The organism is Aquimarina aggregata (assembly GCF_001632745.1).
GTDB classification, from domain to species: Bacteria; Bacteroidota; Bacteroidia; order Flavobacteriales; family Flavobacteriaceae; genus Aquimarina; species Aquimarina aggregata.
In genome coordinates, this window is sequence record NZ_LQRT01000035.1 from 443,086 (window position 1) to 468,302 (window position 25,217).

Sequence of the window (25,217 nt, forward strand, 5' to 3'; positions counted from 1 at the left end):
CAAAAATGTATTAAAATATGGTTTCAAAACTTCTAATGATTTATAGAAGTTTTGAAACCATACTTTTAATTTCTAATAGAGATAAACTACTTAATCTCTCACATTGACTCACAATTATTTGATTGCTCAAAATATATTTAAAAAATAAATAATCTATGGATTTACGCATTGGGATCAAATCTTCCATCCAATCCAAATGCACAAGGGAACTTCCTTTAATTTTTATGACATCTACAGGTCCCAAACAAACATAAAAAGCCCCTAGTTTTCTTCTATTTTTACCCGCAATATTCCCACTTAGATTCGTACCCGCTACTAAATCATCTTTACAGTAATTGATCGACAATTTATTTAAAGGAGTTTTAAGAGTATTTGAGTTAAAAAAGTCACCTATATATTCTAATCCTGACTTAACAACCCAATCTTCTTCATGAGAAAAAACATGCTTCAATCCTTCTTCATATCTACTTTTTTTCTTTTTTAAATCAAAAATACTGTTTGACAATTCTGAATAAAACTCCTCAATAATTATAAAATATAGCACTAGTACTGTTTCAAAAAAGCTACTTTTATCAACTTCTCCAATAAAAATATTAGGTATAGATTTACTATAAGTTTGCTCTTTTACAATTTTTTTTACTCGGGTTAGCAAAACATATTTATTCAGCACCTTTTTTATTCTTCTTGGATTATCAAATTTAAGCTCTTTAAAAAAATTGGTGATAGCTTCATCCCATTTTTGCTTTATTTCTTTATGCTCTATAGTTAGACTTGGAAAATAACACCTTACCAATTTCGAAATTTCATGATCCCTAGGCATAGAAAAAGAAATATCAAAAATCTTTTCTAAATACTCATCAGCTTTTAAAACCTCTCCGTATTTGGTTTTTACAGCTGCTCTTACTGCTTCCTTATCAATTCCAAAGAAAAAAATTGTTTTCTTGCCATAACTAAACAATAGCTTTATTGCTGACAAAAGATTCAAAACATTTTCGGGTTCACAACGATCAAGATCATCTATAAAAACAATATTATATTTAGGAGCATCTCTTTTTGTAACAAAATCTTCCCATCTAACAAACTCAGTTTTAAACTCTTCTTTAAGTTCTAAAAAAGACTTTTCTTTTTCACCCTCTAAAGCTTCGACTATTTGTTTACCATCTATACTTAAACCAGGAATCGACAATCTTATTGATTTGGTAAAACCTCTTAGAAGCTTCTCGGCTATATCTAAAATTTCTTCAGACACCTGTTCTTCAACTAATTTTGTCTTTTTAATTAAGTATTCTAGAAGCGATAAAGATAAATTCGAGTCACTTTCAAACTCCCAAGCTTCAAAAAAATAAGTATTAAAAGAAGTTTTTAGTTCTTTTTCAAGATACTTCATCAAGGTACTTTTACCACTTCCCCACTCGCCATATAATGCAAACATCTTGATTTCAGAAAAACCTTCTGTATTGGCTTCTAAAAAGATTTTAATCAAATTTGCCTTATCAATAATCCCTAGGTAATCTGTCTCGGCGGTAAGGTTTTTAATTGGTAGGTTTGATAAGAGTTTTGGCATAAAAAAAGAGTTTATCTAAAAATAAGAAAAACTCTTTTGTCTAATTATAGTAATCAAAATTATATTACAATTTCCTACATCTTACACAAGATTGATATCTTGTACCTTATTTACTGTTTTTGATACACAAGTTCTGCTTTCTTCTCTAAATCTCCGTCAAAAAATGTCCACTGATACGACACTATAAGTTTATCCCCTGTTATTTCAAAAGTTTCGACTCCTTTCTCATCGCTTTTCAGCATTAATTTGTTATCTACAAACTCATAAGACCCATTATATCCATCACTTTGACAACTCACAGATAACTGCAAACCTGTATCTAAGTATCCAAATTTTCCATCTACATTATAAAATTCTGTTGGGCTCTCTAAAACAAGTTGAGTATTCTCATAACAGTCTGTTTCTAGCATTTCATTTCTATTTGCTATCCCATCTCCATTCCCATCTGTTGGGTTTTCTACATTTACCTCAATCAATGTATAGGTAACTCTCTTGAAACTATCGCCTGCATCGTCATCGTTTGAACAAGACACTATTAATAATCCTAATGCTAAAATGCTTACTATTGTTTTTTTCATGGTTTAAATAATTTATTGTTATGATGGGTGTTTAACCAATCATTGTACCAATAAAATTAGATGAAGACATGTTAACTTTTAATTAACTTTTCTATATCATATTACCCTGATGCATTCATCATAAAATCTTACCACTACTTTCATCTTAAAGGATATTTTTTCCTACTTAAAGCCATTTTTTCCCTTTGACTTAATATTATTCTGATATAAGATGATATCTATATTTCTTTGTTATAGACAACACATCGAATAAGAATATCAAAACAAGAAAAAACTGTAGTCTTTAGAAACTACCAATAGGTGATAGAGGCTTTCGTTTAGAATAATTAATTTTTATTTTTTTGACCCCAATACCTAAAACCCTGTTGATTAAAATAATAATCAGCGGGGTTTTTAATTTTTCTTACTAGAGCTCAAACAAAACAATTACTCTACTTTGAGTACATAATTTAGATTATTATATCCAGTAGATGCATCCCATATATCTTTATTAGCCAATCTAATACTATACTCTGACCTTTTTGAGATTGTCTCATACTTATCTGCTAGATGAATAAAAACATCATAATCTCCAGGCAAAGCTGCATCTGGTAAAGTAAAAGTTTCTTTTAAATTAACAGAAGAAAACCATTTACGAACATCTGTATTAAAGACAAACCTTAAAACATCATCAGAAGACTTATGCTTTAAAATCAAAATCACATTTCTGCCTCTTACTGGCGATGCATATCCAATATTTTCTAAATCTATTGAAATTTCGAAGCTATTTCCTAAAATAGCTTTGGTCGGAAACAGGGCTTCTTTTAAAACAAACCTATACCCTAGATTCTTTTTAATTTCTTCTATACATCCTCCATCAGTCCAATCATTATTGACTTCATTGTTATAATCTGCATTTAAAAATGTATAATGCAGTTCTCTTAAATCTGTATCTGCTATGCCAATTGGAGTACAATCATTCTGAGGACTATACCCATCATTACATGTTTCGCCACCAACAATAACATACTTACTATCTTCTTTAAAATACTTTTTTAAGTTATCTATATCGGTAACACTAGATGAGGATGAGTTTCCATAATCTGTATATGTACCAAAATCATCTGCACTAGCAAATAAACAATCATTATGAAAACCAATTCTTGCTTTATCATTATCAGTAAAAGCTTCTTCAATAACCAAAGCCTCTGCACTTGTTGGCGAACTTATACCATAGACATATCTTTGTTTCATCTGAGGGTAGCGAACCTGTATCATTAAATCATTTGGAGTCGCATCCAATAATGCTTTTAAAATAACGATTCTATCTTCCCAGTTCTTATCTATCAATTTTCCTTGCGTATCATTATTCGAAGCATCTCCAAAAAAATCGGTATAGTAATTTTCTCCCCAAGTTCCGATCAACCCCATTTGTAAACAATTAATAACATCTATATTATTGGTTATTACAGGCCCTATTTGAGCTATATGATTAAGAATAATATCTTTAGATGCATCTCCGTAAGGTGGGCAGATAAATCCAGCTGGGCATGGCCCCGAATTAGCCGTAATGGTATACGTAAACCTTGGTATTAATTTTACCCCTGCATTTCTTGCCGCAATAAAATCTTCTTCCATTTTCAACAAAAAATCACTAGAAATAGGCTTATCTACAAACTCGTCTAATACGTAATACCTAAAAATTAATGTACTTACAGAATTATAATTTGCTCCTGAGGACATCGAAGGGGCTCTATATTCTTTTAGTTTATTTTCATTCAGCACTACATAGCTACTAGCTTTTGTTTCAGAATACCTATAAAACCCTCTATCCGGATTCGGAAAATCAGAGTCATCCTCGAAATATGTGACTCGCACTTGATCTATAGTATCACTGTCCGGATCTTCTGCTATAGTCGAGTCACTGTTAGAACATCCTTTTAAGAAGATTATGGTAATCAAAAAAAGTAGTACACTTGCTTTTTTCATGATTTTAATTAAATGGTTATCATTTAGTAGTTAAAACTAAAACAGAAACCGTTTTATTGTCAACTGGTCTAAATTTAAATATCATGAAAACATATAACCATATGGTTAAGTTGATACCCATAAAGAAGTAAGACCATACAAGACCTTCCTAATAGATTATAAACAAATAATATTGTACTTAGTTTTCTAACACATCCTTGTAAAAGTCGTAATAATTAAGAAATGTTGGGATCACAGGTCCATTAAAAGGGTTGGGGGCATTAAACAATACACAAATGGCAATTTTGTGATCAGGGTCTACCATTAATTGGGTTTTATATTGATTTACATTACCTCCATGATAGACAATTCGTCTTCCTCTATAATCTAATATTCTCCAGCCTTTTGCGTAGAATGAATCCGTAACACCATCCCATAAATTAACATAGGTGTCCTTATCGCTAGTACAAATTACCGGATTAAAAATTTCTTGAAGTCTTTCTTTAGAAATAATATCTGGTCGATATCCTAATAACACTTTAAGATACTCTCCCATATCAGAAATTGATGCATTAACACCACCAGCTGCAGCTACATTATAGTAATTTTTATGTAAGCGATCTAAGCTATATTTTTTTGAGTAATGATTATATGAATGTGGTAACGCAACATTAGTGTTACTTTTTATAGCAGCAAACGTGCTCGAAGCAGTATGCATTGATGCTGGCTCAAAAATTCGCTCTTTTAATAATAATTCAAAGGAAGTTCCTGTTTGTTTTTCCATTATTTTTTCAATGACAGAAAATATAGCATTTTGATACTCATAATTTACTCCTTCTCTAGCGACTACCCCTTTTCTTTTAAAGCGTCTTATTATCTGATCCAATGACAATCCTTGTTGTATAAGTCGAGTATATGTGTATGGATACAATCCTGTTGTGTGTGACAATACATGATTCACTTTAAGTCTACTAGCTTGCTCCTTGTTTCTTAGGTCAAATGTATTTAAAGACTCTTTAATGTACTGATTCCATTTTAACTCCTGCTGATCTACTAAATTACCTGCAAGCACAGCGGTTACACCTTTTGACAAGCTCGCAATTCGAAAAACAGAATTAACATCTACAGAATCTTGAGTGTGAATTTCTTTTACTCCAAATCCTTTTTTATAAACCACTGTAGAATCTTTAACAATTACAACAGCAGCACCAGGACATTCTGATACATTAAAATTAGTAGCAAAAAACTTCTCGTAATGTTCTAAAAACAGAGATAAAGAATCTTTTTTTGATACTACTGGAGTCTCTACTACAGTTACCGTTTTCTCTTTGGGAGCTGGAGCACTACATGATATTGCAAAAAAAACAAAGGATACTACATAAAAATACTTCATACACTAACACTATCTTAATTGTTGCAAAATACACTTAAAATAGTATGCATAAAAAGTTTTTCACTCACAAATACCTATAAACTAAGAAAAATAAATCCTCTCTATAAAACAAAACGATATGTAGCCTTTATTAGAAACGTGTTTTCGGGTTGCTGATCTAAAATTTGATTATTCAAGCTCCTAAACAAATGATCATTGGAGTCTCCACTTCCTGTAACACCCTGCGACCAAACCAAAAATATTTCAGACCCAGGAATATACTCCCATCGCAATACCAAATTAGAACGAAACTGCACAAATGCAAAATCTGGATTATCAACAGTATAATCTACAGTACCATTTCTATCTTCATCTATACTATAGGTATCATCGGCAAAAGAGATTTGATTATTATCAAACAAAGTTACCCTTTCGGATAAATCTTTAGCTATTGGGTTATTTACAAAATTAAAATCCTTGTACCTACCTCTTGAAATAAAAGGTTGTCCATAATATTGTATGGTTAGATTAGGGTTAATATTATAATTTAACCGAATACTGGCACTTAACGTTTGTTGTTCTATATCTGCAGTTATATATCTTGGCGTACCATTAAAATCGGTTTCGGTTACATATTGTGTTTTATTAGGATTGATACTAAATTCTGGATTTAAAGACAGACTAAAAGCATCAAATGGCTGATAATTCAACCGTAGTACATATCGTTTAAAAGAAAAGTTATTATCCCATGTCCAAGAATTCACATGCCCCATTACAAAGCTGAATTTTTTTCTTCGATCCGAACCAAAAAACAATACGGCTATATTTTCTTCTGAAAAACGAAAACGTGGTCCACCTCTTAAAATGGTATTGGTAAAAATTCTAGGTTTATGAATATACTCTCCTTCTGTCCACCAATTATTTATATAATTAATTTCACCCCTTACACTGTATTGAATACGATTATAATTGCCTTCAAAATCGTAAGTACTAAACTGATCAAAGCCAAGGTTAGCCCTTCTATACAATTTAGTTGGTTTCAAAAATAAATAACGCACATTAGCAAACTGCCTTATTTCGTCTGCTTGACGCAAGAAACCAATATCATTTAACTCTAATTCTGGAGAACGCCAAAACATCCCTACATTGTAACGCCAATTACCACCTCCTGATTTTCCTCCTACGAGCTTCCCTCCTGTTCCGGTAAGTGAAGTTCTATTAGGGTCTACTTCGACATGATCAGCATCTACGCGATTAAATAGGTGTGTAAGTTCTTCTTGTGTATTTTCTATTGCTTCTTTTGACCCTTCTACACGACTTGTTACTATATTTCCTTCAACATAATACTTTCTATCTTTCCAATTATGTCTAAAATCTATACCCCCACTATAAGCCGATTTTCTAAGAAGATTTAAATTATTTTCTCTTGTCCCTGCAACTTCAATGGTTTCATCTGTATCTGGATTATCCTCGTCTATATCAAACGCATCTCCTAAGTTGCGATTAGTAGCGGTAAAAATACCTCCGATAAAAGAATTTCTATCATTGAAATCCTTTTGCACTCTACCAACAAAATAATTAGTTTGCGGCTCTACAATAGCCTCCCTTTCATTTCCATTTTCATCTTCAATCTTAGCTATTTCTCTAGAAGTTACACTCTCTAATATACCAATAGACCATCCATCCTTTGTTTTACCACTAAACTTAGCAGCACCTAAAATTGTTGTGTTTACAGGTCGATCTACAGATTCATTGTTTAATTCTGAAATACTACCTTGTGGGCTTCTACCAATTCTACGCGAGTAAAAAACATTATCCTGACCATTAGCAAAACGATAATCAAAAATGTTCTTATTCTCAACAAAAAATGGTCGTTGTTCTCTAAAAAATATCTGAAAACCGTCAAGTGCAATTGCTGCAGGATCTGCTTCGACTTGACCAAAATCAGGATTTACTGTCAAATCCATTGTTAGGTCATTTGTAATTCCAATTTTTGCATCTAGGCCTCCATTAAGTTTAAAATCATCCCCATCTCTAAAAGGATTACCTTCTTCTTTAGGGAAAGTATCATATTGCACAACTCCAAAAGGCTGAATTTCTAGTTGTTTTTGTGGTTCTATATCTATTAACCCATGAAGTTCTCCAAATTCGCTAACCCAACCCGGTGCATCTTGAGGCACACGTTGCCATACGGATCGTTCTTCTTTTCTAAAAAGTCTCCTATTTACTTGCAAGCCCCATATTTGTTCTTTACTCTTTCCAAATTTTAATTGACTTAAAGGAATTTTAACTTCTGCGGTCCAACCTTTATCGTCTATATTTGTAGCAGCATACCAGATTGGATTCCAACTACTATCCCAATTATTTCCATTTCTAGAAATAAACTCATCACCTTTAACACCTGCGGCCGTAATGGTGAATGAAAACCCGGTACGTTTGTCATGATAACTATCTAAATTCATCTCTACCCAATCCCCAGCAAAACCGTCGCGTCTAGACAATCTCTTTTCAATTTTATCTGGTTCTGTGTCAAAACAACGATAGGCTACATACAGGTATTTTTGATCATACAATATCTTAAACCTTGTTTCTTGACTTGGTGGTGTGTTTTCATCAGGTTCGTTTTCTACAAACCCTTCTCCCCAAGACACTAAATCCCAATTAGTTTCATTAATAATTCCATCTATAGTCGGTGGGGGAGTTCCATTTAGTGGTTTTGTTCTATAAATCTTTTTTTCGACAGCTTTAGTTGCTGTTGAATCTTGTGCAAAAACAAGAGGTGGAAATAAAAAAAGTACCCAAAAAAGGTGTAAAATTTTCATACTGATTATTCGTTTGATGATTGATATCCCTAATATGATATGAATTATCAACTTTTGTCACACTACATATTATTTTTTAATAAAAAATTAACAAGAAATGATGATTCTAAAGCAGAAAATAAACAATTACCTAACTACTTAAGCAATCTATCTGAAAACCAATAGATCCAACATTAAAAATAATATCAACTAGCGGTTTGCTATATAAATATATAATTGTACATTTGCACCCCTATTTTATATAGGAAAAGGAATGTTTAATAAGTAAAAATTAATTAGTGTGGACACATTAAGTTACAAAACAGTATCTGCAAACAAAGCTACCGTTACAAAAGAATGGTTGCATGTAGATGCTGAGGGACAGACTTTAGGACGTCTTTCTTCTGTAGTAGCGATACTATTAAGAGGTAAGCACAAACCTAGCTTTACCCCACACGTTGATTGCGGTGATAATGTTATCATTACCAATGCCGATAAAATCAACTTAACAGGAAAAAAGTGGACGGAAAAATCTTATATCCGTCACACAGGATATCCTGGAGGGCAAAGAAGTCTTACTGCTCAGGAATTGTATGACAAGAATCCAGAGCGTTTAATCGAAAAAGCGGTAAAAGGAATGCTACCTAAAAACAAATTAGGAGCGGCTTTATTTCGTAATCTAAAGGTTTATGCTGGCGCAGAACACAATCAAGATGCACAGCAGCCAAAAACTGTTAACTTAAAAGAATTTAAGTAATGGAAGTTATTCACAAAATTGGTCGTAGAAAAACGGCTGTAGCTAGAATTTATCTTAAAGATGGTTCTGGAAAAATTACGGTTAACAAAAAAGACCTTAATGAGTATTTCACTACTGCAACTTTACAATACAAAGTAAACCAACCATTAACTTTAACAAGTAATGAGGACAAATACGATGTAAATGTAAATGTATATGGTGGAGGAATTACTGGTCAAGCAGAAGCTGTTCGTTTAGCTATATCAAGAGCGGTATGCGAATTAGACGAAGAAAACAGATCTATCTTGAAACCAGAAGGTTTGTTAACCAGAGATCCAAGAATGGTAGAGCGTAAGAAATTCGGTCAGAAGAAAGCTCGTAAGAAATTCCAGTTCTCTAAACGTTAATTTATTAAAACAGTATTTGTTGTTATCCCCTTTAAGGGAGTTAGTTTAGCATCTAAATGCACAAGGCCATACGTTAAAGTAGCCACTTGTACATTGCTAATTCAACAGAACGTAAACTATTACAAAAAATGGCAAACAATATCGAAGTAAAAGAATTACTTGATGCAGGTGTACACTTTGGACACCTTACAAGAAGATGGGATCCCAATATGGCACCATATATTTATATGGAGCGTAATGGTATTCACATCATTAACTTATATAAAACTGCTGCAAAAATTGATGAAGCTAGTGAAGCTTTGAAAAAGATCGCAGCATCAGGCAGAAAAATCCTTTTTGTCGCAACCAAAAAACAAGCTAAAGAAATCGTAGCCGAAAAGGCAAGCAAAGCAAATCAGCCATATATTACTGAAAGATGGCCTGGTGGAATGCTTACTAACTTTGTTACTATCCGTAAAGCCGTTAAGAAAATGGCCGCTATTGATAGAATGAAGAAAGACGGTACTTTTAACACACTATCTAAGAAAGAACGTCTTCAAGTAGATCGTTTAAGAGCTAAATTAGAAAAGAACCTTGGTTCTATTTCTGACATGACTCGTCTACCTGGAGCTTTATTTGTTGTAGATATTACTCGCGAGCACATCGCAGTAAAAGAAGCTCAGAAATTAAACATTCCTATTTTTGCAATGGTAGATACTAACTCTGACCCACGTCAAGTAGACTATCTAATCCCTGCAAATGATGATGCTTCTAAATCAATCGATAAAGTAATGACTTATGTTAGTGATGCTATTATTGAAGGGTTAAGCGAAAGAAAAGCTTCTAAAGAAGCTCCTAAAAAGGATGCTCCTGCAAAAGCTAAAGCTGAAAAACCAGCACCAGCAGCTGTAGCTACCGAAGCAGCACCTGCTCCTGCAGTGACTGAAGAAGTTGCAAAGCAAGAAGAAGAATAAACAGATTGACAAGCTAACAATCTTTTTAAAATTCGAAGTTGAGTTTTAATTTTAATTAAGCTTAACTTTAATATAAAATCGATGAGTCGTTTGGTTATTTACTTTTGCAGTACTTACTAAACGACTTATTTTTTTAAACACAAAATAATTAAATATTTAAAGATATGGCAAAGATTACAGCCGCAGAAGTAAATAAATTAAGAAAAGCTACAGGTGCCGGAATGATGGATTGTAAAAAAGCACTTGTAGAAGCTGACGGAGATTTTGATAAAGCTATCAAAATCCTTAGAGAAAAAGGGCAAAAAATTGCAGACAAAAGAGCCGACAGAGATTCTTCTGAAGGTGCAGTTATCGCAAAAGTTAACGAATCTAAAAACAAAGGAGTTATTGTATCTCTTAACTGTGAAACAGATTTCGTTGGAAAAAATGACTCATTTGTTTCTCTAGCAAAAGAATTAGCTGAACTTGCTCTTAACACGAATACAAAAGATGAATTTTTGGCTGCAGACTTTAATGGCATGACTGTTCAGGAAAAACTTACTGAACAAACAGGTGTTATCGGAGAAAAAATTGAAATTGGAGATTTCAAAGTACTAGAAGCTCCTTTCGTTGGTGCCTATGTTCACGGTAATAAAATTGGTGCCCTAACTGGTTTATCTACAGCTATAGATAGTGCAGAAACTCTTGCAAAAGATATTTCTATGCAAGTTGCCTCTATGGGTGCTACTACATTATCTTACAAAGATTTTGATCCAGAATATGTTGCTTCTGAAACACAAGCAAGAATTGCTGCCATTGAAAAAGAAAATATCGAATTAGGAAGGTTAGGAAAAACTTTAAAAAATGTTCCTCAATTTATTTCTAGAGCACAATTAACAGATGATGTTATTGCTAAAGCTGAAGAAAGATTAAAAGAAGAACTTAAAGCTGAAGGAAAACCTGAACAAATTTGGGATAGAATTCTTCCTGGTAAGTTAGAAAGATTTATTTCTGACAACACAACTTTAGATCAAGAACAATGTCTTCTTGACCAAAACTTCATTAAAGATGAAAAGAAAAGCGTTGCTGATTATGTTCAGTCATTAGGTGATGTTGCTGTTGTTAGTTTCGAAAGAGTATCTTTAGGATAAACAACACTATAAATATTTTGCCTTGTGCAAGAAACAAAAACCGCTTCTATAAAAATAGAAGCGGTTTTTTCTTCTTCATTTTTCAAAATATTTCTTCAATAATATTTACAACAACACTTCGCCTTAAATTGCTTCAAGGTTTTGCCCCCAAATAAAGACTAACTCCCCAATCAGTCAATACTGATGTTAAAACACTATATTAAAAACACTTATCATCCCCCTCATTTTTTTTGTTTTCCTCAGGACAAACCTATGACATAAATCAAAGCCAATCAACAAAAACACTAGGGGAAAAAAACCCATTTTAAAAGGGGGATTTTAATATCACAAAAAGTCCCTAGAATCCGAAAAAAAATCCATTTCCCTTCAAATTCATTTAAAGTATTTTCTAAATTAAGAATATCATTATATTTGCACCATAGTTAAACCTCACGATGAAATACAAAAGAATATTACTTAAATTATCTGGTGAAGCCTTAATGGGTGATCGCCAATATGGTATAGACCCAAAAAGATTGGCCGAGTATGCCCATGAAATCAAACAAATCACTAACGAAAACGTGCAAGTCGCTATTGTTATAGGAGGAGGTAATATTTTTAGAGGTGTTGCTGGGGCTAGTAAAGGAATGGATCGAGTGCAAGCAGATCACATGGGAATGTTAGCAACAGTAATTAATGGATTAGCATTACAAAGCGCACTTGAAGATGCAGAAATACCAACTCGTTTACAATCGGCAGTAAAGATTAATGAAGTTGCTGAGCCTTTTATAAGAAGAAGAGCAATGCGCCATTTAGAAAAAGGTCGTGTTGTTATTTTTGGAGGAGGAACAGGAAATCCATATTTTACAACTGACTCTGCTGCAGTATTAAGAGCTATAGAAATTAATGCTGATGTAATACTTAAAGGAACTAGAGTAGATGGAATTTACACTTCTGATCCCGAAAAAAATGCAGATGCCACAAAATTTGATTTTATTTCATTTGATGATGTTTTGCGTAAAGGTTTAAAAGTCATGGATACTACAGCCTTTACATTAAGTCAAGAAAATGAATTACCAATAGTAGTTTTTGATATGAACAAGGCTGGCAACTTACTTAAAGTAGTTTCTGGTGAAGCTATTGGAACTCAAGTAAATTTATAGATCAGTCCAAAGAAAAGTAATACAAAATGAACGAAGAAATAGATTTTATTGTAGATTCTACCAAAGAAGCTATGCAAGCTGCAATTGCTCATTTAGAAAAAAAATTACTTAACATTAGAGCTGGTAAAGCTTCTCCTGCAATGTTAGGTGGTGTAATGGTTCAATATTACGGAGCCCCTACTCCGTTAAATCAAGTAGGTAACGTAAGTACACCCGATGCAAGAACCATAACTATTCAACCTTTCGAAAAATCTCTTATTCAAGAAATAGAAAAAGGAATTCTAGTGGCTAATCTAGGTTTTAACCCTATGAATAATGGAGAAAGTGTTATCATTAGCGTACCTCCTCTTACCGAGGAAAGACGTAGAGATTTAGCAAAACAAGCTAAAGCCGAAGCTGAAGATTCTAAAGTTGGTGTGCGTAACGATCGCAAAAACGCTAATAATGATATTAAAAAACTAGAAAAAGATGGTCTATCCGAGGATATGGCAAAAAATGCTGAGCTCGATATTCAACAATTAACAGATAATTACATCAAAAAAATTGATGAAATGTTAGCTCTTAAAGAAAAAGAAATAATGACAGTTTAGTATTTTTATACACCAAAATTATATATCCAAGCGTTTTCAATATGAAAACGCTTTTTTTGTATCTTCGTTTCTTGAATCTGATCACTATAATGCGAAACAAATTATTTTGTTTATTACTTTTTTCTCAATTTGTTTTACTATCTCAAGTTAACATAACGGGCATTGTAATTGACGCAAGCTCATCCCAGCCCCTACCTTTTGCTTCTATAACAACTGAAGTTTCCTCATACGCACTAACCTCGGTTAATGGTGAGTTCACTATACGATGCGAAAATCATCCCGTGCATCTAACGATAAGTTACCTAGGTTATGAAACGAAAAAACTAACAATACAATCTAAAAGTGCCGATAAAATAGAGATTAGGCTTCATCCTAAAGAAGAAAATCTATCTACGGTAAAAATTGCAGTTGCAGAAAATATAGCTTCTAAAGTGATCAAAAAAGCTATCCGAAGAAAAAATCAAAACAACCCCAAAAAGGCCTTAAAAAGTTTTAGCTATAGTAGTTATAATAAGTTCAAGATTACAGAAGATAATCAGGCTACAATAGAAACCCAAGACACAACAAATGTTGAGATAGAACAATTGCTAAATAAATCTCACTCTTTCTTATCAGAAAAAGTAAGCCAACATCAATACACCAGAAAATCAAAAGGAAAAGAAACTGTTCTAGCAACTAGAATGACGGGGTTTGAAGAGCCTATATATAATGTACTTGGGATAAAAATACAATCAAATTCACTATACGAAGAAGATTACACCATTTTTAACGAGAAATACATCGGCCCACTATCTAATCGAGCTCTTAAAAATTATTATTATAAAATTCTCGACACCGTTCAAAGCAAAAGACCTTCTTTAGTCGTCCTTTTTCAACCTAGAAAGTCTAAAAAAATTGCAAGCCTAGAAGGTGTATTATATCTAGATATAGAGACATTAGCAATACAGAAGGCTATCTTAGAATTAAGAGGTGAGCTAGATGTAATGGCAACTCACAATTTTAAGTATTTCGATTCTCAAAATAGTTGGTTTCCTATTGATCAGGAAATATCTATTCGACCAGGAAAAGGTAGACAAAAAGTAAGCCTTTTTGGAGGTCGCATTTCTGTAGGTCGTTTAGGTAATGACAAAAGAAGTTTTACCGGAAACAATGACTTTTTGCTTTCTAAAACAGATTTATTCGACATTCGTTTAAATGATCGACAAAATGTAAAACTACAAGATGCCTCTATTAAAGTTGACCCCGAAGCCAATAATAGATCAGAAGAATACTGGAATAAATACAGAACGAGTGGTATTACAGAAAAAGACATCAATTCTTTCCCCATTGTTGATAGTATTGTTAAAGCTCAAAATATAGAAAGAAGAATTGATGTTATACAAAGTTTTAATATCGGATATTATCCTGTTGGTTTCTTTGATTTTGATCTTACCTACCCTATTAAATATAATAATTTTGAAGGTTTACGATTAGGTCTTGGTGGATTAACTAACAAGAAATTCTCAAAGCGTTTCCGATTAGAAGGTTACGCAGTTTATGGTTTTAGAGATAAAAAATCAAAATTCGGTATTGGTGGTGGTGTCTTATTAAACAAAAACTCAAGCTCCTGGTTAAATCTAAATTATACAGACGACCTTAAAGAAGTAGGTAGTTTTTTATACCTCACCGATAGACGAGTCTATTCATTATTCGAACCCCGATTAGTAAATATTGATTTTTACTATAAGCATAGAACTTGGAGAACAAGTTTACAACATCAAATTTTTCCTAGACTCTTATCCGAAACTGAATTTTCTGTTAGCAATATCGATCAAACGGGAGGATACCAATTTCTTAATAATGGAAATTTATTTTCTTCATATAAAACTGCAGAAGCTACAATTGCTTTACGATGGAGTCCTTTTAGCAAGTTTTTAAAAACACCCAACGGCATTAAAGAAATTCATGACGGATACCCAAAAGTAACTGCTCAGTACACTCAAGGTATTAAAGGTATTTTTGACAGTGATTTTACTTACGGAAAAATAGGAGTTAAAGCTCAATATGTGATTACAAGAATCAATCAATCTAGAACCAGTGTCTTATTTGAAGCTGATCTAGCAACTGGAGACGTTCCACTAACCCATTTGTACCACGCATTTCCTAATGCTCCAACAAAAGAAACTGTTTTACAACGATTCTCTGTAGCCGGCAGAAGAACCTTTGAAACTATGTTTTTTGGAGAATTCTTTAGTGATCGCCTTGCTACCTTGCAAATAAATCACAGAATTAGACCTTTGAAAATTGCAAATTGGTTAAAACCCGAATTAGTTTTCATTACGCGATACGCAATTGGAGATGTTAGTAATCCAGAAAATCATCAAGGAGTGAGCTTTGACTCACTACAACAAATTTATCAAGAATCAGGTTTTGAAATCAATAAATTATTTGCTGGATTTGGATTAAGCTTTGCATACAGATATGGTGCATATCACCTACCTAGATTTGAAGATAACATTTCTTTTAAGTTTACTTTTTATCTAAAACTTTAAAGCATTATATAATTATTAATTTTCTTGCTATAATTCGCAAATAATAAACCTTCAAATTCTTACATTTGCATCAGGCAAATAAAGAATGGCAAAATTATTCAGTTTCGGGTTTTGGAATGCACTGGCTGGAGTTATACTTCGAAATAGAGCTATAATATTCCTAACAATAGTAGGGATTACAATTTTTATGGGTTTTCAATGGAAAAATATGAAATTTTCCCATTCGGAGGCCAATTTACTTCCTGATGATCATGAGATCAATATCAAGTATCAAAACTTCCTGCAAAAGTTTGGAGAAGAAGGCAACCTTATTGTAATGGCAGTAAAAGACAGTAGTCTTTTTACTCCTACAAAACTAAAAGCTTGGAACGATTTTAATAATTCTTTTAAAAAATACGAAGAAATTGATCTTGTCGTGTCTATCGCTGATCTTAAAAAGTTAATCAAAAAAGACAACCCCCAAAGGTTTGAATTAGTCGATTTTATTAAAGATTCTACATATACCGATGAAAAAGTTGCTGCCTATGAATCTGAGTTGTTTACTAAACTTCCTTTTTATGAAGGACTCGTTTACAGCAAAAACTCTAAGACTATACAAAGCGCAATTTATCTTAAAAAAGATATTGTAAATACTAAAGCCAGAAAATTATTTATTGAAAATGTTTTAAATCCTGCTGTACAGGAATTCGAAGCAAAATATGAAATGGATGTTAAGGTATCTGGTATGCCATATATTAGAACCATGAATTCTCAGAACATCATGGATGAAATTTCTGTTTTTATACTTGCCGCTTTACTTGTAACCTCGTTAATCTTCTTTTTCTTTTTTAGGTCATTTAGAGCGACTTTTATATCCATGACTGCGGTTATTATTGGGGTAATGTGGGCTTTTGGAATCTTGGGTATTTTAGAATACGAAATAACCGTTCTTACTGCTATAATACCTCCTTTGGTAATCGTTATTGGAATTCCGAATTGTATCTTTTTAATTAATAAGTATCAACAAGAGATTAAAAAGCATGGTAATAAGGCTAAATCATTACAACGTGTAATAACAAAAGTTGGTAATGCTACTCTTATGACTAATGTTACTACTGCGTCGGGATTTGCAACTTTCGCTTTGACAGAAAGTAAGCTACTCAAAGAGTTTGGTATTGTGGCTTCGCTAAATATAATAGCGTTATTTATACTGTGTTTACTAGTCATTACTATTATATATAGTTACATGCCACAACCTAAAGAAAGACATCTTAAACACTTAGGAAAAGGCTGGATAGAGAAGTTAATCGACTGGATGGAAAATATGGTAAGAAATAGACGAATTACCATCTATTTTTCATCTGTAATAATTTTAATAGTAAGCATCATTGGTATTTACACTATTAAAGTTTCTGGTAGTTTATTAGAAGATATGCCCAAAGCTGCTGGGTTTTATAAAGACATAACGTTTTTTGAAAAAGAATTCGATGGTATTATGCCATTAGAAATATTAATAGATACTAAACGTAAACAAGGCGTTTTAAAGCTTTCTACTTTAAAACGAATGGAAAAACTGCAGGAATTATTAGAAGAAAATCCGCAACTATCAAAACCTATATCCATTGTAAGTTTGGTTAAATACTCCAAACAAGCATTCTATAATGGTAATCCCAAATATTATCAGATACCAACAAGTCAGGAACGAAACTTTATACTACCCTATGCTAAAAGTTTTGAATCAGACTCAGGAATTATGAAAAGTTATGTAGATTCTACAGGCCAATATGCCAGAATCACAACTTTCATGAAAGATGTTGGAACAGAAGAAATGGATAGAATTGAAGCAAGTCTAGCTCCAAAACTAGAAAAAATATTTCCCAAAGAGCGTTACGATGTATCATTTACAGGAAAAGCTCTTATTTTCCAAAAAGGAACAAAGTACTTGGTGTGGAATCTTACTTTTTCTTTAGGCCTTGCAGTTATACTTATTGCAATATTTATGGCTTGGATGTTTAGATCCTGGAAAATGATAGTAATCTCCTTAATACCAAATTTACTACCTCTACTAATGACCGCAGGACTTATGGGATATCTTGGAGTACCTATAAAACCTTCGACTATTTTAGTGTTTAGTATTGCCTTTGGTATTTCTGTAGATGATACGATACATTTTTTAGCTAAATATCGACAAGAATTAAAATCAAATCACTGGAGAATTAGAAAATCAGTTTTTGCATCACTTAGAGAAACAGGCGTAAGTATGTTTTACACATCTACGGTATTATTCTTTGGTTTTTCTGTATTTATGATTTCTAGTTTTGGTGGAACGAAAGCCTTAGGAGGTTTAGTTTCTACTACTCTTTTATTTGCAATGTTGGCTAACCTATTATTATTACCTTCTTTATTACTGTCTTTAGAACGCAGTATTGCCAACAAAAAAACACTAAAAGAACCTACTTTAAAAATTATTCCGAACGAAGAAGAACTAGAAGAATCTGAACAAGAGGAAGAATAGCGGATAATACACTACAAAACAAATTCAACACTTCCCTTTAATTTATTTAAAGTTATCTTTTTAAAATAAAAAAAGCCCCGTTAAAATTAACGGGACTTCTGTAAGATAGATTACCCCAAAACCTATCGAACTAAACTTAACGTAAACACAATCGTCATAATTGCATATGCAAGATACTGCCCCTTTTTGTATTTTAAAATAGCCCTAGGGGGGGAAAAATCCCCTTTTTCAGAATTTAACTGAAATTTTAACATTTCTTACATTTAAAAAAAACGCTTAAAATCAGTTTAATTACTTGATTTGCAGTATTTTAATTGTTTCAAAGAAAATAAAAACATGTAAGATTTTATCGAAAAAAACTTTCTAAAATATGGTTTACCACCCACCAAAAGACGGTATTTACGGTTTTCCTCATTGAACCTTATTCCAAAAAAACGTCAGATTCTAAAATTTCACTTGTTTATATATTACGTCAAACAAAAAGGATACCAAACTATCCCTATATAAAAAATTCGCTATAAATTTTTGAATTCATAAGATTATGATTCTATCAGATTAAAAAATTATCTTTGCTACCTCAAATTTTATACATCGCTTAGAATTATAATTAAATTTAAGCGTCTCGTATAGAATTAAAATTTATTAATATTAGTAAACCAGCACAAATAATGAAGCATACTAAAGTAATAGAAGTATTAAAAAGTGATAAGCTATTACAGCCTGTAACCATAAAAGGATGGGTTCGTTCTTTTCGTAATGATCGTTTTATTGCCGTAAATGACGGATCGACTATTAATAACATTCAATGTGTTGTCGAAGATGACACTATCGATTCTAAAATTCAGGAAAGAATAAATATTGGTGCAGCTCTTACTATAACAGGAACTTTAGTAGAAAGTCAAGGAAAAGGACAACGTGTAGAAATACAAGTAACAGCTATAGAAATAGAAGGTGATGCAGATCCAGAAGAATTAAAACTAACTATTCTTTCACCTAAACGTCATAGTTTAGAAAAATTGAGAGAACAAGCACATTTAAGAGTGCGTACAAACACTTTTGGTGCGATTATGCGTTTGCGTTCTAAATTATCGTTTGCTATTCATGAATACTTTCAAAAAAACGATTTTTACTATGTACATACTCCAGTAGTGACAAAAAGTGATGCAGAAGGTGCCGGTGAGGCTTTTAAAGTTACTAATTTGGATCTAAATGCTGTTCCGAAAGATGAACAAGGAGAAGTAGATTACAGTAAAGATTTCTTTGGAGGAGAAACTAACCTTACCGTTTCTGGGCAGTTAGAAGCTGAGACTTATGCTATGGGCTTAGGTCAAGTATATACGTTTGGCCCTACTTTTAGAGCAGAAAACTCTAATACTTCACGCCATTTAGCAGAATTTTGGATGGTTGAACCCGAGGTAGCTTTTTGTGATCTTGATGGCAATATGGATCTTGCAGAAGACTTTATAAAATATGTTATCCAATATGCTTTGGACAATTGTCAGGATGATTTAGAATTTCTTGAAAATCGTCTTGTTCAAGAAGATAAACAAAAGCCTCAAGCAGAACGTGCAGAAATGTTATTGCGCGATAAATTAAAGTTTGTATTAGAAAATAACTTTAAACGCGTTAGCTATACTGAAGCAATCGAAATTCTTCAGAACTCTAAACCGAATAAAAAGAAAAAATTTAAATTTCCTATAGAAGGATGGGGAGCAGATTTACAAAGTGAACATGAAAGGTTTTTGGTTGAAAAACATTTTAAATGTCCGGTAATTTTGTTTGATTATCCCGCAGATATCAAATCTTTTTACATGCGCTTAAATGAAGATGGAAAAACTGTACGAGCCATGGATATTCTTTTCCCTGGAATAGGTGAAATCGTAGGTGGTTCTCAAAGAGAAGAGCGCTTAGATGTCCTGAAAGAGAAGATGGCTGCACTGCATATCCCTGAAGAGGATCTTTGGTGGTATCTTGATACACGTCGTTTTGGAACATGTGTACATAGCGGTTTTGGCTTAGGGTTTGAACGTTTAGTCTTATTTGTGACTGGCATGAGTAATATTCGAGATGTAATTCCTTATCCTAGAACACCGCTTAACGCTGAGTTTTAATTTACAATATAGCTAAACAACTTTGTTAATCTTATTCTTTTTGAAAGAGCCCCACCTTTCTTTCAAGAGGTATATTAATTCATTTTTATGAAAAAAATTATACTTCTATTTTTGTACACATTAGTCTACTTAAATGGGTTTGGGCAAAAAAATAAAATCTCTATTTCTAAAACCCCTGAATGGGTACAAATAATAGAAAAAACAACTACTAAAAACAAAAAAAAAGAAACTACTTCTGGCTATTATTATCATATAATTGATTTTCAAAACAATATTCGAAATAATCAAAGTTTCTCGCACTATAATATTGAAGTTATTAATAATGAAGGCATTCAACAAGTGTCTGATTTAAGTGTAGATTTTGATCCTTCATATCAAAAATTAGTTTTTCATAGTATCAATATCATTAGAGATGGTTCAATAATCAATAAACTCTCGTATGACCAAATAAAAACAGTCCAAAGAGAAACAAATATGGAAAGGTATCTTTATGATGGTACTCTTACTGCTTTTGTAAATCTAACCGATGTAAGAAAAGGAGATTTTATTGATTATTCTTTTACGATAAAAGGTAGAAATCCTGTTTATGAAAATAAATATCATAATAAGTTGGTTTTTCAATATTCAATTCCAATAGGGTATTTATTTAATAGACTTGTAGTTCCTTCAAATCGAGAGTTATCGTTTAAATACTTCAACGATGCTGATAAGCCTAAGATTAAGAAAAGTGAAAAAATTACAGAATACCTATGGGAACACGATACTATTGAACCTATAATCTATGATACAAATACACCATCGTGGTATGATCCAATACCTAGTGTATCTATTTCAGAATATAACTCATGGAAAGAGGTAGTCGACCAATATACCAAACATTATACATTTAGTAGTATTGAACAAAAAAAACTTAAAAAAGAAGTTTCAAAATTATTTTCAGATACTCCTAAGGATTCTTTGTTAACCGAAATAAGAAAATTTGTTCAAGATGAGATTAGATATTTAGGTTTTGAAGGAGGTTTAAATTCTCACAAACCGGACAACCCACTTAAAGTAATAAAACAGAGATATGGTGACTGCAAAGCAAAATCCTTTTTATTAAGTGAAATCTTAAGAAACTTTGATTTTGAAGCAAACCCCATTCTAGTTAACTCGTACAATGGAACTAATATAGTTAATGAATTACCTTCACCAAACGTCTTCAATCATTGCATCGTCCAGGTTAAAAAAAATGATCAAAGTTATTTCATTGATCCCACAATAAGTAATCAAGGAGGAAATATTGATAATCTTTATGTCCCAAATTATACAACTGGACTTATACTAAACACATCAGAACGTGAGCTCTCAAAAATAAAATCAGCATCTGAAAATACTATTAAAATAACAGAAGAATTTGATATAGAAGAAATAGGAAGTACGGCATACCTTTTCATAACCACTAAGTATAGTGGATCATACGCAGATGATCAACGAATAAATTTTGCGCAAAAAGATATTGAGAAAATCCAAAAAGAATACTTGAATTTTTACAGTGCTATTTATCCAAGTATAAGGGAATTCTCTAAAATTGAATTTATTGACAATAGAGAAAGTATTAACGAAGTAACAATTAAAGAGGGTTACTTTATCGATTCATTATGGAAAGCATCTACTCAAAATAAAGACATTCTTGTTAGTGAATTTTATCCTCTTAATATGGAATCATATGCCAATCCGGATAAAACTCCTAAAAGAACTATGCCATACTATGTTCAATACCCTGTCGATTTCGAACAAAGTATAGTTATAAATTTACCTGAAGATTTAGATGGCGAAAATGAAAGAACCGTAATTGAAGAAAAGTCTTTCAAATATATCTATGACATAGATTATTCATATAAAAAAATTACTCTGAGACATCAATACAAAACACTAAAAAACCATGTCAAACCAGAAGAGTCAAATAAATTTATCAAGAAACATGAAAAAATTCTTAATGGCTTATCTTATCTACTTACCTATGATAAAAATATAGCTTCAGGAAGTTCTAGTTTAAGTTGGTATCTTATTATTTTTGGTATCTTTATCCTAATTACCAGTCTATTTTTTGCATATAGAATTTATGCTAATTACAATATTAAAGTAGAAGAGTCAATCAATAATCCACTTCAAATTGGCGGATGGCTTATTCTTATTTCAATTGGCCTCATCCTAACACCTTTTAAAGTAATCTTTCAGTTATTCAATAGTTATGAAGATTTTTTCGGAAATAATACTTGGAACTATATTATACAAGATCATAAAAATTTAAATGAATTATTTTATTCATTATTAGTTCTTTTAGAATTAACATACAATATTGTACTTGTTGTTTTTTCCATACTTTTAATCATATTATTTTTTAAACGAAGGAATATTTTACCTAGATTAATGATTATATTTTACGTTGGAACATTTCTTTTTCTAACTTTTGATTCTATTATTGCGTTTAACCTTAACACAACTTTGTTTACAGAGGCAGAAAAAGTGCAAACTTTTAAAGAGATCGGCACTTCTTTTATTAGAAGTATAATATGGGTTCCTTACTTTTTAATATCCAAAAGAGTAAAATCAACCTTTACCCTAAGGATTAAAGAAAAAAATAACGATACGTAAATTCAATAAAAAAAGAGCTAAATCATATGATTTAGCTCTTTTTGTATAGCTCCAATCTACTAAAAAAGGGTATACTAATGTATTTTATAAAAAAGAATTTATCGCCAATTCTATAATTAATAATTACATTCCTAAATTAATTTGATCTATTCTTTTTTCTATTCTTTTTTCTTGTTCTTCATTAAAAGATTGTCTTAAATCTTTATTTAAAGTGGTACTCATAATATTTGTAATTTCATCATCGTGAAAAAGACCTAGAGCATGACCTATTTCATGCGGGCTTGTTGAATTAAATATGTTTGTATCCGTTAGCAAAACTCTTTGGTTTCTACCCATCCCTGCAACACCAATAATGTTAGATCTTTTAATAATGTAAATATTCAATTTTCCTTTTTCATATGAATCCTGAGATTGCATAAAAAATGTACTCGCCTCAGAACCTACATTATCTCTTAAATCATAAAGTTCTTCATTTGCCAAAACCTTTGATTCATTTAATTCTAAACCTATACCAAGTCTATGAAAGTAATATCCATTTAAATAGTTCATAAATTCTTGCTCATTAAAATTATATGACCTTTTAGCATCTCCTTCATTTTCAACATATATAATATTTACTTTTACAGTTCTCTCTGGGTTTTCTACAAATATTTTGTCCATATAAACTGGTTCAAAATCGTCTCCGTTACTACAAGATAGAGAAAGAAAAATTGTGGCGATAAATAGTAATTTTTTCATGACAAACTTTATTTATTTATTAAAAACATTTTACTAAAAAATGTCTATTTCACTTTGTTAACATTTTTATTTTCAAGTATTTAACAAGTTTTTCGTTGAGAAAATTGAGCAAAAGTTATCCTATGTCAAAAAGAAATTCTTTTTGATAAATTTTAAAATACTCTAGCTTGTTAAATGAATTATTTGATTTGTTTTTGAAATTTTGCTGACCTATTAAGTAACAAGCAACATCTCATTGTGTAGTGAATTTTAATAAAAGCCCTTATTAAGTATCATTCATAAAATAGAAATGAAGAACTGGTCTTTTTTTCGGAAGTAAAAAATTGAATCGATTTCGTCATTTTTATTTTTAGATTTTATAACGCTTCTCTTTTAGAAGGTTATAGATTAAAAAAGAGTTTATTTCTTTTTTAAAATTTGTTAAACATTCTTCTGGGGATTTTTGAAGACTATTTGACATTTTGACGAATCTAATTTGGTAATGAACTTGTGATAAACATTGGTTATCAACTCATTGTAAAATTAATAACTGTTTCACTATATCTGTATACGGTTAAACCGTAATATAGTTATGCGAAAACCAAATGAGCTTGTTTTTCACCGATAAACAGTGGCTTTAAACGGAAATGTTAAAGTTTTAAAGCATCAAAAAAGAAAGAATAAACTTACAAAATAAGAAGAATTGATACTGATTACTAATACTTTTACATTACAATAAGGGGGGTATTTCCCCCTAACCAACCAAAATAATTTTCAGAATTTGATCACAATTACTCGTTTTTTTCATCAAAAAAACAACAAAATAATACTTTGCTCAAAAAAATTATCACATAATCATCTGCAATACAAAACTTTACTATAGACAAATTAATTGTACTGAAAAAAAAGTAGCAGTAAATAAGTTTTAATTATGATGCTTTTTAAGAAGAATTTCTGAAATCAGTTTTTTAACAATCATTTTATGTGTATCCGATTGATGATACTTATTTTTTGCCTTTTTTATTTTATCATGATGGGGCATCTTTCCAGTTTCTGTAAGTACTTTTAAGGTTTCTTCAAAAAAATTGTTTAAAATCGGAATCACAAAACGACTAGACTCATTTTTATTTTTAAGATGAATAAATTTCTTTGTGTACGCGAGAAAAAGTTGTGGATATCTTGAAAAAGTCTGCAATGCTTCACAAAAACTCTGATAAACTTCTTCCCTATCTAAATTGTTTCTGAACTTTAATTTAGACTGGTCGAGTTGTTTTATGGTGTATAATAAGAGACTTTCTTTAATAAAAGTACTATAGTTGTTCTTAGCGTAGTAATACACTTCCATCCCTATATTGGTGTTAACCACTACAACCTCATTACCTATATTTTCTTTCAAAAAAGATTCAAAAATAGCAACCATAGATGAAGACATCAAAAGACGATTATTGCCTTTTAATGATCTGACATTTACAGATCTTATATCTTCTATACTATAATCGTATTTCAT

The 25,217-nt window shown here is 31.6% G+C and carries 17 protein-coding genes; 10 read left to right on the plus strand and 7 right to left on the minus strand.

Going from position 1 to position 25,217, the window contains the following annotated elements; all coding sequences use genetic code 11:
* Positions 1-40 precede the first annotated feature (40 nt).
* The 5 genes from AWE51_RS20255 to AWE51_RS20275 form a co-directional block, all read right to left on the minus strand.
* On the minus strand, positions 41-1,564 hold the full coding sequence (locus AWE51_RS20255) for a KAP family P-loop NTPase fold protein (protein ID WP_066317407.1): 1,524 nt from the start codon (positions 1,562-1,564) through the stop codon (positions 41-43).
* 110 nt (positions 1,565-1,674) lie between these two features.
* Positions 1,675-2,142 carry a hypothetical protein gene (locus AWE51_RS20260; protein ID WP_066317410.1) on the minus strand — a complete coding sequence of 156 codons (468 nt, stop codon included), beginning with the start codon at positions 2,140-2,142 and terminating at the stop codon, positions 1,675-1,677.
* Between the two features lie 426 nt (positions 2,143-2,568).
* Complete coding sequence (locus AWE51_RS20265) at positions 2,569-4,110, minus strand: DUF4832 domain-containing protein (protein ID WP_082832528.1); 1,542 nt, start codon at positions 4,108-4,110, stop codon at positions 2,569-2,571.
* A gap of 178 nt (positions 4,111-4,288) precedes the next feature.
* The gene (locus tag AWE51_RS20270) at positions 4,289-5,482 is read right to left on the minus strand and encodes a serine hydrolase domain-containing protein (protein WP_066317414.1); all 1,194 of its coding nucleotides are present in this window, start codon (positions 5,480-5,482) and stop codon (positions 4,289-4,291) included.
* A gap of 101 nt (positions 5,483-5,583) precedes the next feature.
* A complete protein-coding gene (locus tag AWE51_RS20275; protein ID WP_066317421.1) occupies positions 5,584-8,283 on the minus strand; it encodes a DUF5916 domain-containing protein in 2,700 nt (899 codons plus the stop codon).
* 280 nt (positions 8,284-8,563) lie between these two features.
* On the opposite strand from AWE51_RS20275, the gene rplM reads away from it, so the two are divergent.
* The 10 genes from rplM to AWE51_RS20325 all read left to right on the plus strand — a co-directional run bounded on the left by rplM (position 8,564) and on the right by AWE51_RS20325 (position 22,993).
* A complete protein-coding gene (rplM, locus tag AWE51_RS20280) occupies positions 8,564-9,019 on the plus strand; it encodes a 50S ribosomal protein L13 (protein ID WP_066317423.1) in 456 nt (151 codons plus the stop codon).
* Positions 9,019-9,405 (plus strand): 30S ribosomal protein S9, encoded by a 387-nt coding sequence (gene rpsI, locus AWE51_RS20285; RefSeq protein ID WP_066317425.1) that lies wholly within the window; start codon positions 9,019-9,021, stop codon positions 9,403-9,405. Before rplM ends, rpsI begins: the two co-directional genes overlap by 1 nt.
* 128 nt (positions 9,406-9,533) lie before the next feature.
* Entirely contained in the window at positions 9,534-10,358 is an 825-nt protein-coding gene (gene rpsB, locus AWE51_RS20290; protein ID WP_066317427.1) for a 30S ribosomal protein S2, read from the plus strand.
* A 164-nt stretch (positions 10,359-10,522) separates the two neighbouring features.
* Positions 10,523-11,488, plus strand: a complete 966-nt coding sequence (tsf, locus tag AWE51_RS20295) for a translation elongation factor Ts (protein ID WP_066317429.1) — start codon at positions 10,523-10,525, stop codon at positions 11,486-11,488.
* 434 nt (positions 11,489-11,922) lie between these two features.
* Positions 11,923-12,630 (plus strand): UMP kinase, encoded by a 708-nt coding sequence (gene pyrH, locus AWE51_RS20300; RefSeq protein ID WP_066317431.1) that lies wholly within the window; start codon positions 11,923-11,925, stop codon positions 12,628-12,630.
* Between the two features lie 26 nt (positions 12,631-12,656).
* The gene (gene frr / locus AWE51_RS20305) at positions 12,657-13,220 is read left to right on the plus strand and encodes a ribosome recycling factor (RefSeq protein WP_066317434.1); all 564 of its coding nucleotides are present in this window, start codon (positions 12,657-12,659) and stop codon (positions 13,218-13,220) included.
* A gap of 41 nt (positions 13,221-13,261) precedes the next feature.
* Positions 13,262-15,751, plus strand: a complete 2,490-nt coding sequence (locus tag AWE51_RS20310) for a DUF5686 family protein (RefSeq protein ID WP_082832529.1) — start codon at positions 13,262-13,264, stop codon at positions 15,749-15,751.
* A gap of 85 nt (positions 15,752-15,836) precedes the next feature.
* On the plus strand, positions 15,837-18,245 hold the full coding sequence (locus AWE51_RS20315; RefSeq protein WP_066317438.1) for an efflux RND transporter permease subunit: 2,409 nt from the start codon (positions 15,837-15,839) through the stop codon (positions 18,243-18,245).
* Positions 18,246-18,913: 668 nt separating this feature from the next.
* The gene (gene asnS, locus AWE51_RS20320) at positions 18,914-20,356 is read left to right on the plus strand and encodes an asparagine--tRNA ligase (RefSeq protein WP_066317440.1); all 1,443 of its coding nucleotides are present in this window, start codon (positions 18,914-18,916) and stop codon (positions 20,354-20,356) included.
* 87 nt (positions 20,357-20,443) lie between these two features.
* A complete protein-coding gene (locus AWE51_RS20325) occupies positions 20,444-22,993 on the plus strand; it encodes a DUF3857 domain-containing protein (protein WP_066317441.1) in 2,550 nt (849 codons plus the stop codon).
* Positions 22,994-23,116: 123 nt separating this feature from the next.
* Here AWE51_RS20325 and AWE51_RS20330 read toward each other — a convergent pair whose 3' ends face one another.
* Both AWE51_RS20330 and AWE51_RS20335 read right to left on the minus strand, forming a co-directional pair.
* Complete coding sequence (locus tag AWE51_RS20330) at positions 23,117-23,731, minus strand: hypothetical protein (protein WP_066317445.1); 615 nt, start codon at positions 23,729-23,731, stop codon at positions 23,117-23,119.
* A 904-nt stretch (positions 23,732-24,635) separates the two neighbouring features.
* On the minus strand, positions 24,636-25,217 hold the full coding sequence (locus tag AWE51_RS20335) for a hypothetical protein (protein ID WP_066317451.1): 582 nt from the start codon (positions 25,215-25,217) through the stop codon (positions 24,636-24,638).

Excerpts from the sequence above, each read along its gene's own strand:
- rpsB (WP_066317427.1), top strand. The coding sequence starts at position 9,534 with ATGGCAAACAATATCGAAGTAAAAGAATTACTTGATGCAGGTGTACAC.
- AWE51_RS20330 (WP_066317445.1), bottom strand. The coding sequence starts at position 23,731 with ATGAAAAAATTACTATTTATCGCCACAATTTTTCTTTCTCTATCTTGT.
- AWE51_RS20270 (WP_066317414.1), bottom strand. The coding sequence starts at position 5,482 with ATGAAGTATTTTTATGTAGTATCCTTTGTTTTTTTTGCAATATCATGT.
- asnS (WP_066317440.1), top strand. The coding sequence starts at position 18,914 with ATGAAGCATACTAAAGTAATAGAAGTATTAAAAAGTGATAAGCTATTA.
- AWE51_RS20325 (WP_066317441.1), top strand. The coding sequence starts at position 20,444 with ATGAAAAAAATTATACTTCTATTTTTGTACACATTAGTCTACTTAAAT.
- AWE51_RS20310 (WP_082832529.1), top strand. The coding sequence starts at position 13,262 with ATGAAAACGCTTTTTTTGTATCTTCGTTTCTTGAATCTGATCACTATA.
- AWE51_RS20265 (WP_082832528.1), bottom strand. The coding sequence starts at position 4,110 with ATGAAAAAAGCAAGTGTACTACTTTTTTTGATTACCATAATCTTCTTA.
- AWE51_RS20255 (WP_066317407.1), bottom strand. The coding sequence starts at position 1,564 with ATGCCAAAACTCTTATCAAACCTACCAATTAAAAACCTTACCGCCGAG.
- AWE51_RS20260 (WP_066317410.1), bottom strand. The coding sequence starts at position 2,142 with ATGAAAAAAACAATAGTAAGCATTTTAGCATTAGGATTATTAATAGTG.
- frr (WP_066317434.1), top strand. The coding sequence starts at position 12,657 with ATGAACGAAGAAATAGATTTTATTGTAGATTCTACCAAAGAAGCTATG.
- AWE51_RS20335 (WP_066317451.1), bottom strand. The coding sequence starts at position 25,217 with ATGAAATACGATTATAGTATAGAAGATATAAGATCTGTAAATGTCAGA.
- tsf (WP_066317429.1), top strand. The coding sequence starts at position 10,523 with ATGGCAAAGATTACAGCCGCAGAAGTAAATAAATTAAGAAAAGCTACA.
- AWE51_RS20315 (WP_066317438.1), top strand. The coding sequence starts at position 15,837 with ATGGCAAAATTATTCAGTTTCGGGTTTTGGAATGCACTGGCTGGAGTT.
- pyrH (WP_066317431.1), top strand. The coding sequence starts at position 11,923 with ATGAAATACAAAAGAATATTACTTAAATTATCTGGTGAAGCCTTAATG.
- rpsI (WP_066317425.1), top strand. The coding sequence starts at position 9,019 with ATGGAAGTTATTCACAAAATTGGTCGTAGAAAAACGGCTGTAGCTAGA.
- AWE51_RS20275 (WP_066317421.1), bottom strand. The coding sequence starts at position 8,283 with ATGAAAATTTTACACCTTTTTTGGGTACTTTTTTTATTTCCACCTCTT.